An 11,680-nucleotide genomic window follows, 5' to 3' on the forward strand; every position below is an offset into this window, starting at 1 on the left:
GTTTTAGAATCGTGATCCGGAGACAGAATGACTGACGTCGTGGTGGTCGAATCGCCAGCCAAGGCGAAAACGATCAATAAGTATCTGGGCGATCAATTTACGGTTCTTGCCTCGTTCGGGCATGTGCGTGACCTGCCGCCCAAGGATGGAAGCGTGCGCCCCGATGAGGGCTTCGCCATGGTATGGGAAGCCGATGAGCGCGGCAGCCGCCAGATCGCGGCCATTGCCAAGGCCCTGCGTGGTGCGCGCCATCTGTATCTGGCCACTGACCCCGACCGTGAGGGAGAGGCCATTTCGTGGCATGTCCGCGCCATGCTGGAGGAGAAAAACCTCCTCAAGGGCATCGAGGTGCAGCGCGTCACCTTCAATGAAATCACCAAAAGCGCCATCAAGACGGCGATGGCCCATCCGCGTGAACTTGATTTCCCGCTGATCGAAGCCTACCTCGCCCGCCGGGCGCTGGACTATTTGGTCGGCTTCACGCTTTCGCCCGTGCTGTGGCGCAAGCTGCCCGGATCGCGCAGTGCCGGACGCGTGCAGTCCGTCGCCCTGCGCCTGATCTGCGAACGCGAAGCCGAGATCGAGGTTTTCAAACCACGCGAATACTGGTCCGTCATCGCGCGCATGACCACGCCCGCCGGTCTGCCCTTTACCGCGCGGCTGACGCATCTGGACGGCCACAAGCTTGACCAGTTCGACCTGAATGACGAAGCCGGCGCCATGCGCGCCAAGGCCGCCGTCGAGGCTGGCGATTTCAGTGTCGCCAGGGTCGAACGCCGCAAGGTCCGCCGCAATCCGCCCCCGCCCTTCACCACGTCCACCATGCAGCAGGAAGCGTCCCGCAAGCTGGGCATGGGCGCGCAGGTGGCCATGCGCACCGCGCAGCAACTGTATGAAGGTATCGACATCGGCGGCGAGACGGTCGGCCTGATTACCTATATGCGAACCGATGGCGTGCAGATGGCAGGCGAGGCCATTGCAGCCATACGTGGCCATATCGGCCACAGCTTCGGCGATCAGTACGTGCCGGAAAAGGCGCGTATCTATTCCACCAAGGCCAAGAACGCGCAGGAAGCCCACGAAGCCATCCGCCCGACCGACGTGCGCCGCACGCCTGCCGACATGGCGCGCTACCTCTCGCCCGAGCAGCGCAAGCTGTACGAACTGGTCTGGAAGCGTTCGGTCGCCAGCCAGATGCAGTCCGCCGAACTCGATCAGGTCGCGGTGGACATCACGGACCGCCAGCAGCACGCAACCCTGCGCGCCACGGGCTCCATCATCGCGTTCGACGGTTTCCTGCGTCTGTATAGCGAGGGGCGCGACGATTCCCCCGCCAAGACGGACGACGATCAGGACCGCATGCTGCCCGCCATGAGCGAACGCGATGCGATCGGGCGCGGCGATGTGACGGCCGAACAGCACTTCACCCAGCCGCCGCCGCGTTATTCGGAAGCGTCTCTGGTCAAGAAGATGGAGGAAATCGGCATTGGCCGTCCCTCCACCTACGCCTCGATCCTGACCGTGCTACGCGACCGTAACTACGTGCAACTGGAAAACCGGCGCTTCATCCCCGAAGACCGGGGACGGCTTGTCACGGCCTTCCTCACGTCCTTTTTCGAACGCTATGTCGATACGCAGTTCACTGCGGGGCTTGAAGAACAGCTTGATGACATTTCCGGCGGCCGCGCGAACTGGCGCGATGTCATGTCGGCGTTCTGGTCCGATTTCTCCCATGCGGTGGATCAGACCAAGGACCTGAAGATATCCGATGTCATTACGGCGCTCGACGCGGATCTCTCGCCCTATTTCTTCCCCCAGCGCGAAGACGGGCAGGACCCGCGCGTGTGTACGGCATGCAATACCGGCCGTCTGGGGCTGAAGCTGGGCCGTTATGGCGCGTTCATTGGCTGTTCCAACTATCCGACCTGCCAGTACACGCGCAAACTGGTCGCCGACCCCAAGGAAGGGGAAGACGCGGCAACGCTGAAGGACGGCATGCGCGTTCTGGGCACGGCCCCCGGCACGGACGAGGAAATTACCGTCCGTCGCGGGCCGTGGGGGCTGTATGTGCAGCAGGGCGAACCCGACCCGGAGGACAAGAAGGCCAAACCCAAGCGTGCCACCATCCCGCGCGGACTGGATGGGGATACGATCACGCTGGAACAGGCGGCGGGCCTGCTGTCGCTGCCGCGCATTGTCGGCATCCACCCCGAAACCGGCGAATCCATCGAAGCCGGTCTGGGCCGCTTCGGGCCGTATGTGAAAATGGGCGCGGTCTATGGTTCACTGGACAAGGATGATGATGTCCTGACGGTGGGGCTGAACCGCGCGGTCGATGCGCTGGCCAAGAAACTGGCTTCCATCCGCACCATTGGTCCCCACCCCAAGGATGGCGAGCCGGTGCTGGTGCGCAAGGGACGCTTCGGCCCCTACATCCAGCATGGATCGATCGTGGCGACCGTGCCGCGCGGGCAGGAAATGGATGATGTCACCATGGAGGAAGCCCTGACCCTGCTGAAGGAAAAGGGCAAGCCGCTCAAGGCGAAGGGCAAGAAAACCACCACCCGCAAGCCCGCCGCCCGCAAGACGAAGGCCAGCGCCGAAGACACCGCTGAAGGCAAGGCCGCACCCAAGAAGAAAGCTGCCCCCCGCAAGACAGCGGCCAAACCGGCTGCGCGCAAGACGACGACCCGCAAGAAGGCCAGTACCGAAGGCGAGGCTGGCTGACCATGAAGCGGCAGCGTCCAGCAACTTTCCAGATGCCGGACAGCCTGCCCACGGGCACATCCCCGGCCCGTACGGGCGGCCTGCCGGAACGTGAGCAGCTTCGCGCGTTTATCGAAAACGCGCCGGGCCGGATCGGCAAGCGCGAGATCAGCCGGGAATTCGGCCTTGGTCCCGAACACCGGCAGGCCCTGCGCGCCATGCTGCGGGAAATGGCGTTGGACGGCACGCTTGCCCCGGCCGGTGCGCGGCGGTTCCGTGTATCGGACCGCCTGCCCGAATCCGCCGTGGTGCAGGTCACCGGCACCGATGCCGATGGCGACCCCATCGCTCGGCCCGTGCAATGGGATGGCGACGGGCCTTCCCCCACCGTGTTCATGCACCCTGAACTGCGCGGACGCGCGGCCCTCGCCCCCGGTGAACGCGTGGTCGCGCGCCTGCGTCGCGTTGGTCCCGGCCGGTATGAAGGCCGCACCCTGCGTCGCCTGACGGATGCGCCGGTGCAGATCGTGGGCCTGTTCCGCGCCCTTGGGGACACGGACCCGGCAGCAGCGGCCCCCGCGCGCTTTCGCCCCGCAGGCAGGCTGACCCCGGCGGATCGCCGCGCAAGGGCGGAATGGGTCATTCCCATGGGCGAGGATGACGACGCGCCGGATAACGAAATCGTCATCGCCATTCCCCTGCCCCAGTCCGGGCCGGGCCTGCACCCCGCGCGAATCATCCAGCGCCTTGGTCCGCAGGGCGATGCCCGGACCATCAGCATGCTGGCTGTGGCGATGCACGGCATCCCTCACGTCTTCGGGCAGGAAGCACTGGCGCAGGCCAGAGCCGCGCGGGGTGTCTCACCCGATGGTCGCACGGACCTGCGTGACGTGCCGCTTGTCACCATCGATGGCGCGGATGCGCGCGATTTTGATGATGCCATTTATGCCGAACCCGATGGGGATGGCTTCCGCATTACCGTAGCCATCGCGGATGTCGCCTGGTACGTCCGCCCCGGTAGCGCGCTGGACCGGGAAGCGCGTCTGCGCGGCAATTCGGTTTATTTCCCCGACCGGGTCATTCCCATGCTGCCCGAAGAACTGTCCAACGGGTGGTGCTCGCTCCGTCCCGGTGAGGACAGGGGCTGCATCTTCGTCGATATGCACGTCGCAGCCGATGGCGCAGTGTCGGGCGCGCGCTTTGGCCGTGGCATCATGCGCAGCGCCGCACGCCTGACCTATGAACAGGTGCAGGCCGCGCGCGATGGCGCACCCGATACCACGATGCTGTCCCTGCCTGACGGACTGCTCGACAGCCTGTTCGGTGCATGGGAGTGCCTGTCGCGCGCACGGGCACGGCGGGGCACGCTGGATCTGGACATGCCGGAACGGCAGGTTCACCTTGATGACGCGGGTCTGATAGAGTCCATTCACCCGCGCATCCGTCTGGACAGTCACAGGCTGGTCGAGGAATTCATGATCGCGGCCAATGTCGCCGCCGCACGCTTCCTTGAGGGGCGGCATGTCCCCTGCCTGTATCGAATCCATGCGCCCCCTACGCCGGAACGGCTGGAAAGCCTGCGCCGCACGCTGGACATGATGGGCATATCCCTACCACCCGTGGGTGGCCTGCGCGCAGCCGACCTTGACCGCGTCCTGCGCGAAGTCAGCAGCAGCGATCAGGCCCCCCTGGTCAACGAACTCGTGCTGCGTGCGCAGAATCAGGCCGAATACAGCCCGGACCCGATCGGCCATTTTGGCCTTTCGCTACCCGCCTATGCCCATTTCACCAGCCCCATCCGCCGCTATGCCGACCTGCTGACCCATCGCGCCCTGCTGGTCGCAGCAAAGCTGGAATCGGGCAGCGCACCGGACCATACGGAACTGGAGACAACGGGTCAGGCCATCACGCAGACCGAACGCCGCGCCGCACAGGCCGAACGCGAGACACTGGAACGCTACGCCGCCACATGGCTGCAGGCGCGCGTGGGCACGGTGATGGACGCGCATATATCCGGCCTGTCACGATTCGGCATTTTTACCGTTCTGGATGCAACGGGTACATCCGCCCTGCTGCCCATGTCTGCCCTGCCGGAAGATCAGTGGCATCACGACGAAAAAACGCAGACATTATCGGCACGCGACGCGACCATGGTATTCCGCCCCGGTCAGGCCCTGTGCGTACGGATTGAAGAAGCATGCGCCATCCGGGGAACAGTCCTGCTGGCACTTCCCGACACCCTGCCGCCCCGGCGAAGGCGGCGGCCATGAAACGCCGCCGGTTTCCGGCCATCATCCTACGCCCCGTAAGCATGGGGGGCGAGGCCGCCGTCATATGGCGACGGCGGATGTCCACGCTGGGCCATATCCCGCGTGACACCTTCATCCTGCTGCTTGTCATCGCGCGCCTGACCACCGCCGCCTATGCCGATGATGCGCCCGCTACCCCCCGCACGCCCACGCCAGCCCCCCCGCTGCATGAAGACAGCATGGAACAGCCCGATGGGCCCGGCATGGATCTTGCGGTCCTGTCGTCGGTCATTCAGGCGAGTCTCGCCTTCCTGCAGCCCCGCACGCTGGACAGTCATACGATCCATGACTTCGCCCTGTGGGGACTGAACGGGCTGAGCGCGCTCGACCCCTCCCTCAGCATTGATGAACAGCACGGCTTCCTGCAACTGGTCGCAACGCAGCGGACGGTCATGGCCCTGCCCCTGCCCGCGCCGGATGACCTGCCGGGATGGAGTGCCGCCATCACCCATGTGCTGGATATGGCGTGGCATCATTCCCCCGCCATGCGCGATACGGGACAGGATGGCGTGCTGCAGGGATTCTTCGATGAACTGTTCAATCATCTGGACCCCTATTCCCGCTATATCGCGCCCGGCGCCGCCGTATCGGACCGCAGCACCCGCACCGGGGGCGAAGCCTCGGCGGGGCTGACGCTGGGACTCGATCATGACGCCATCATCATCACGGCGGTCAACGCCAATGGTCCCGCATGGCCGACAAGCCTGGCGGCGGGGCAGATCGTGCGCGCGATCAACGGGCGGCCTACCGCATCACGCAGTCTTGATACCGTCAGTTCATGGCTTAATGGCGCCAACGGCAGCCTTGTTCGCATAACGGTGGAATCAAAAGGACGGCAGACCACGGTTACCCTCCACCGTGCGTCCACCCCGCCCGAAACCGTCTTCGCCTATACCAGTGGCAAGCACGTCATCCTTCACATCACGGCCTTTTCCGCCAACACGGCGGAAGAAATGAGCCAGTATCTGGACGAAGCCATGAACGTGCCGGGCATTTCCGGCCTGATCATAGACCTGCGCGGCAATCGCGGCGGCGTGCTGCAGCAGGCTGTGACCACATCGGCCCTGATGCTCGATCACGGCGTGGCGGCGATAACGCAGGGCCGTGATCCGCAGGCCAACCATGTCTGGGCCGTGCAGGGCGGCGACATGACCAACGGCCTGCCCATTATCGTGATGGTGGATGGCCGGACCGCCAGTGCGGCCGAGATTCTGGCCGCCGCCCTGTCCGACCAGAAGCGTGGCGTGGTGATCGGCAGCGCCACGCTGGGCAAGGGACTGGTCCAGACCATCGGCCAGTTGCCCAATGGGGGCGAACTGTTCGTGACATGGAGTCGCGTGCTGGCCCCGCTGGGCTGGCCGCTGCAGGGGCTGGGCGTGATGCCGCAGGTCTGCACGAGTCTGGGCGAAAGCGAGATGGAACGCCAGCTCCAGAATCTGGCGGAAGGCACGGCAGACAGCCGGGACTGGGTCATGGCCGCGCGCCAGACCCGTTATCCTGTCGACCCTTCGCATATCCTGGGAATCCGCAAGGCCTGCCCCGCCGCCATCGGCACGGACAGCGATCTGGATGCCGCCCATTCCCTGCTGGACAATCCTGTCGAATACCGTGCCGCCCTGTCCACCATACCCGATGAAGGGGGCGTTCCGGCCAGCGGCGGCTGACCGGGCCCATGGGAAACTGTGCTATTCCTGCATGTCTCCCTCTGTCTTTCTGCATTACCGGAGATGCCTGCCCCCATGGAAGAAACCCGACTGAAAACCGGCATCTGGATCAAGGCAATGCTGCGTCAGGCTGGACAAACCGGAAATCCGGGCATGGTCCTGCACCGTGGCGATGACGATGCGGGCAGCGTGCTGATCGTGCTTCTGGGCCGCGAAGGCCGCCTGTGCGTGCTGGCGCCCACCCGCACCCCCGATGGACGCCGGGCATGGTTCCGCGCTACAGGGGAGGCGGCCGTGGATCAGGCCAGCGTCGATGCCTACGTCGCAAGGCAGGTGGACCGGGACCCCGATATCTGGGTTGTGGAATTCGATGCCCCTGATCTGGTGCCGCCGTTTGAAGCAAGGCTGATATGAAAGACCTGATTCCACAGGGTTAAAGTCAGGGAAACCAGTCCGGCGTATGGGTGTGGCATCTCGCACACAGTCAGGCGTGACAGTTGGCTCCAGCCGATCAAAGCGGCGCGTAACGGGGTCACAATGGATTGTCAGGGGTGGTTTCTTTCAGCAAAAGAGTGCTGAAGCTGATATTTCCAGGGAAGATGGCACGTGCACCCGACCGGGCCTATATGCCGGAAGAGGCCCGTCGAAGGGAGATGAAGAGTATGAATCTGCGGTACGGATTGCTTGCAGGGTCTTTATTGACTGCCTCGGTTACCCTCGGCTCCGTCCTGGTCTCCGCCCCGGTATTCGCGCAGCCTGTACAGGGCCTCTACATGAGCGGTGAAGGCGGTGCCAGCTTCAATCAGGGGCAGGTCGTACGGCATTCTTCAGCACGCGATGAATTCCACCCGGGCGCAACAGGAATCGGCAGCATTGGCTGGGGGCTGGGCAACGGCTTCCGCGTCGAGGTGGAAGGTCACTATCGCAATAATGACCTGAAAACCGTCGGCGGTAATGCCGCATATCATGCCCATGCCGATGGACGGCAGCAGGAATCGGGGATCATGGCCAACGCGCTGTTTGACCTCGATATCGGCAAAAGCTGGCTTTTCCCGTATTTCGGCGCGGGTATCGGCTATGGCTGGCAGAACATGAATGCCACCATGACCGGTAATGTGAACGGCCAGAATTACAGCCAGCATGTCGGCGGCACATACGGCAATTTCGCCTATCAGGGCATTTTCGGCCTCGCCTTTCCCATGCCTTGGGTTGTCGGCCTGTCCGCCACGGCTGAATACCGGTTCTGGACCATGCTTGGCCCGCAGTCGCACAGTTCCATCGTGACGGGCAGTGCAACCGCCCTGTCCGCCATGAACAGCGATTACGGCTTCCGTAACGGCAACCGTGATACGCGCACCGACTTCAATCATTCGCTGATGCTCGGCCTGCGTTACGAATTCAATCCGGCTCCGCCGCCGCCGCCGCCGCCGCCCACCATCGCGGCCCCCGCACCGGCGGAAAACCGGACCTATCTGGTGTTTTTCGACTGGGATCGCAGCGACCTGACCGAACGCGCCCGTTCCATCGTGGCGGTCGCGGCACAGGCATCGACCAATACCCAGACCACACGGATCGAGGTTAACGGCTATACCGACAACTCCGCCGCCCATCCGGGCCGACGGGGCGAAGAGTATAATCAGGCGCTGTCGCTGCGCCGTGCACAGACAATCAAGGCCGAACTGGTGCGCGATGGCGTGCCCGGCCCCTCAATCGACATCCATGGTTATGGCGATTCCAACCCGCTGGTCCAGACTGCCGCCAATACCCGTGAAGCCCAGAACCGCCGGGTCGAGATCATCCTGCACTGATCCCTTCCGGCTGACCGGGAACCGGGCAAGAAAAAAGCGGTGCCGTAAGGCAGCCGCTTTTTCTTTGTGCGCACCATAAAAATGATGTCGGAGGCTGGATCAGACCAGCCCCGTGAACAGGGAAGTGGACAGGTAGCGTTCGGCAAAGGAAGGCGCGATCGTCACGATCGTCTTGCCCCTGTTTTCCGGGCGGTTTGCAAGCTGCACAGCCGCATGCAGCGCCGCACCCGATGAAATGCCCACTGGCACGCCGTCAAGCCGCGCACAGCGCCGTGCCGCCGCGATGGCTTCGCGTTCCGAGACCGGCAGCACACCGGACAGCGCCGCCAGATCCAGTGTGCGGGGGCAGAACCCCGGCCCGATGCCCTGAATGCCATGGGGGCCGGGTTCATCACCATTGAGAATGGCGCTTTCCATCGGTTCGACACCATAGACCTCAATACCCGGCTTGCGGGCCTTCAGGCTGTGGGCAATGCCGCTGGCGGTGCCACCCGTGCCCAGTCCGGCCACCACGATATCGACTTCGCCTGCCGTATCGACCCAGATTTCCTCGGCCGTGGTCGCGGCATGCACGTCCGGATTGGCCGGATTGTCGAACTGCCGGGGCATCCACGCATTGGGCGTTTTTTTAAGGATTTCCTCAGCACGCGCGATGGCCCCCGCCATGCCAAGGCGCGAAGGGGTCAGTTCAAGCTGTGCATCAAGCAGGCGCAGCATCTTGCGCCGCTCGATCGAGGCCCCTTCCGGCATGGTCACGATCAGCCTGTACCCCCGTGCCGCCGCGACAAACGCCAGGGAAATGCCGGTATTGCCGGAAGTCGGTTCCACCAGCGTGGTCTTGCCCGGCTGGATTTCGCCCCGGCTTTCCGCATCCTCGATCATGGCGGCGCCGATGCGGTCCTTGACGGAACCAAGCGGATTGAAGAACTCCAGCTTCATCAGCACGCGGCTTTCCAGCCCGTCTTCACGGGTCAGATGCGGCAGCGCCACCAGTGGCGTCCCCCCCACCGTATCCACAATGGAATCGTAAACCTTGCCGCGTGGCGCCGCAAAACCATACGTGCGATCTGCTGGGGTGGTTTTTTTCATCCGGTATCACTCCTTGTTACGGAAATGGCCTATTCACGCATAAACTCTGACATAATCTACCATCCTCCCAAACAGAAGCGTGGATCAATCAGGCAATTACTGGTAAATGATGCGAACTGGTTTCCCAACCTATTCAAAGCAAGGCTGAACGATATGCTGCTCCGGCGCGACAGGACCATGATCGCAATTCTCATCATGCTGGATGTTGCCTTTCACGCCGGGCGCAATGGCACCATCAGTGCAGCCGACATTGCCGAACGCGCGGGTCTGGCCCGGCGTGGCATTGAACCCCTGCTTCAGGCATTGTCCCGTTCCGGGCTGCTGGAAAGCGTGCGTGGCCCGCGCGGGGGCTACAGGCTGGGCCGCCCCCGCCGCGATATCCTGATGGCGGATATCCTGTCGGTCATCACGGCGGACGACAACACGGATGACGGCCCGATCGGTGGCCTGTTCCAGAAGGTTGTCGAGCCGTGCTGGCAGGAATTCGACGCCATGATTGATGAGAAATGTCGCAAGATCAGTCTGGATGATCTGGTGCGCCGGGCGGAACACGCCGGCATGCGCCGCTCGCTGCCCGAACCGATCACCTTCTCGATCTGAAACCGGCCTGACTGGCCAGCTCTCCCGTCAGGGGAAAACCCGGCCCCTTATCGGGGCCGGGGTGGATCATTGGGCGCCGGCGACAACCGGGGCCGTGACCGTTGCGGTCACATCCATATATTCACGCGGTTCCTTTTCGCTACGGATCAGGACGACGCGGAATTTGTCCTGACCGGTATAGGACGTGTTGGCCGTATACGTCACATAAGTGTGATCGTTGTAATTGTAGATGAAGGCCTTGCCATGCTCCGGCGCGGGAGACACCCCGAAGGAGGCATAGGCATGACCGGCTGATGCCCGCGTCTCGATGGCGCAGTAGCCATCATCGCTGCGCACCTGCATGGTGGCCGTACGGGTGTTGGAACCGGCCGCCACGGGGGCGCCGACATCACACTGCCCCGACAGCTTCATGTAATTGTAGGGATTGGGAGGCCCGCCGAGGTTAACGGCCGGTTTGTTGTCACATCCGGCGAGCAGAATGCCCGTCGTCATCATGATTGCAGACAGTCGCAGTCGCACTCGTCAGCTCCGCTGTATTTGATTTTTCACCCGTTATCAGGACAGTTTGCCCGCGCCGCCCCGCTTCATGGATCGGCACAACGGCAAACCGCTTTGGCATACGCTGTAGAACAACGCATCCCCGCGGGAAAGACCCGTTGGTCCTTTGCGCAGGCGGACAAGCCCTGCCCGTGTGGCATACCCGTCCCCGAAGCCGCTGTCATCCCATGGAACAGGCATGACGCAGCTTTTTGAAGGGGCGGCCCTGACTCTCCCTTTTGGCGACTGAATGTTTGCGCTATAGACCTGATCGGATTTCATTCCTGCCGGAATTTGCGGGGCACGTGCATCCCCGTTGGCAACTGCCCCAATATCTGGAGAACCCATCCTGATGTCCATGTCGATCTGGCGCGCTGGCGCTGCTGCCCTTGCCCTGACAGGGCTGGTTAATGGCGGGCAGGCACTGGCTGCCGGCCCCTGCTCCCCCTCCCCCGCGCATGAGGCGTTTGACGTGCAGGGGCTGAAAAGCGAACTGATGGTCACGGCCCTGTCATGCGGCGCGCAGGACAAGTACAATAGCTTCGTGGTCAAGTTCCGTGGCAAGCTGACGAATGAGGAACATGTCCTCAACGGCTATTTCCACACCACCTACGGCCGCAATGCCCAGCGCCAGCATGATGACTACATCACGCAGCTTGCGAATGTACAGTCCGAGCGCGGCCTGAAGTCCGGCACGGCGTTCTGCCAGCAGCGCCTGTCCATGTTCGATGAGGTGCTGGTGCTCGACAGTGCCGCCGACCTGTCCAACTACGCGCAGGCGAAGGACATTCTCCAGCCCGCGTCCTACCTGACCTGCACCGCGCCCGACCGCCCGGCCCGTCCGGCCGCCGCCGCCAGCAGCAGCCGCAACCGTGCCCCGGCGCGCCACACCGTGCGTAGCTGATCCACGGGTTACGGACAGAATAAAAGAAAATAAGGCCGGGCCAGCGTCCGGCCTTTTTCATGC

At 63.4% G+C, this 11,680-nt stretch carries 9 protein-coding genes; 7 read left to right on the forward strand and 2 right to left on the reverse strand.

From position 1 onward, the window contains the following. The first annotated feature begins 27 nt into the window (after window positions 1-27). The 5 genes from topA to ACBR42_RS05525 all read left to right on the forward strand — a co-directional run bounded on the left by topA (window position 28) and on the right by ACBR42_RS05525 (window position 8,487). Window positions 28-2,727, forward strand: a complete 2,700-nt coding sequence (gene topA / locus ACBR42_RS05505; RefSeq protein WP_371207450.1) for a type I DNA topoisomerase — start codon at window positions 28-30, stop codon at window positions 2,725-2,727. 32 nt (window positions 2,728-2,759) lie between these two features. Then, the gene (locus ACBR42_RS05510; RefSeq protein WP_371207525.1) at window positions 2,760-4,976 is read left to right on the forward strand and encodes a ribonuclease R family protein; all 2,217 of its coding nucleotides are present in this window, start codon (window positions 2,760-2,762) and stop codon (window positions 4,974-4,976) included. Continuing rightward, complete coding sequence (locus ACBR42_RS05515) at window positions 4,973-6,679, forward strand: S41 family peptidase (RefSeq protein WP_102325629.1); 1,707 nt, start codon at window positions 4,973-4,975, stop codon at window positions 6,677-6,679. The genes ACBR42_RS05510 and ACBR42_RS05515 overlap by 4 nt, the downstream gene beginning before the upstream one ends. A 75-nt stretch (window positions 6,680-6,754) precedes the next feature. Then, on the forward strand, window positions 6,755-7,093 hold the full coding sequence (locus ACBR42_RS05520; RefSeq protein WP_102325628.1) for a DUF1491 family protein: 339 nt from the start codon (window positions 6,755-6,757) through the stop codon (window positions 7,091-7,093). Window positions 7,094-7,341: 248 nt separating this feature from the next. Next, window positions 7,342-8,487 (forward strand): OmpA family protein, encoded by a 1,146-nt coding sequence (locus ACBR42_RS05525; protein WP_162900434.1) that lies wholly within the window; start codon window positions 7,342-7,344, stop codon window positions 8,485-8,487. Between the two features lie 99 nt (window positions 8,488-8,586). Here the strand turns inward: ACBR42_RS05525 and cysK are convergent, their stop codons facing one another. After that, entirely contained in the window at window positions 8,587-9,576 is a 990-nt protein-coding gene (gene cysK / locus ACBR42_RS05530) for a cysteine synthase A (RefSeq protein ID WP_102325626.1), read from the reverse strand. Window positions 9,577-9,729: 153 nt separating this feature from the next. Between cysK and ACBR42_RS05535 the strand changes: the two genes are divergently transcribed. Beyond that, window positions 9,730-10,176 (forward strand): Rrf2 family transcriptional regulator, encoded by a 447-nt coding sequence (locus ACBR42_RS05535; protein ID WP_102325697.1) that lies wholly within the window; start codon window positions 9,730-9,732, stop codon window positions 10,174-10,176. A 66-nt stretch (window positions 10,177-10,242) separates the two neighbouring features. Here ACBR42_RS05535 and ACBR42_RS05540 read toward each other — a convergent pair whose 3' ends face one another. Beyond that, window positions 10,243-10,671 (reverse strand): hypothetical protein, encoded by a 429-nt coding sequence (locus tag ACBR42_RS05540; protein ID WP_371207526.1) that lies wholly within the window; start codon window positions 10,669-10,671, stop codon window positions 10,243-10,245. A gap of 400 nt (window positions 10,672-11,071) precedes the next feature. Between ACBR42_RS05540 and ACBR42_RS05545 the strand changes: the two genes are divergently transcribed. Next, entirely contained in the window at window positions 11,072-11,617 is a 546-nt protein-coding gene (locus tag ACBR42_RS05545; RefSeq protein WP_371207527.1) for a hypothetical protein, read from the forward strand. Window positions 11,618-11,680 lie beyond the last annotated feature (63 nt).

Source organism: Komagataeibacter sp. SM21 (assembly GCF_041402665.1).
GTDB classification, from domain to species: Bacteria; Pseudomonadota; Alphaproteobacteria; order Acetobacterales; family Acetobacteraceae; genus Komagataeibacter; species Komagataeibacter saccharivorans.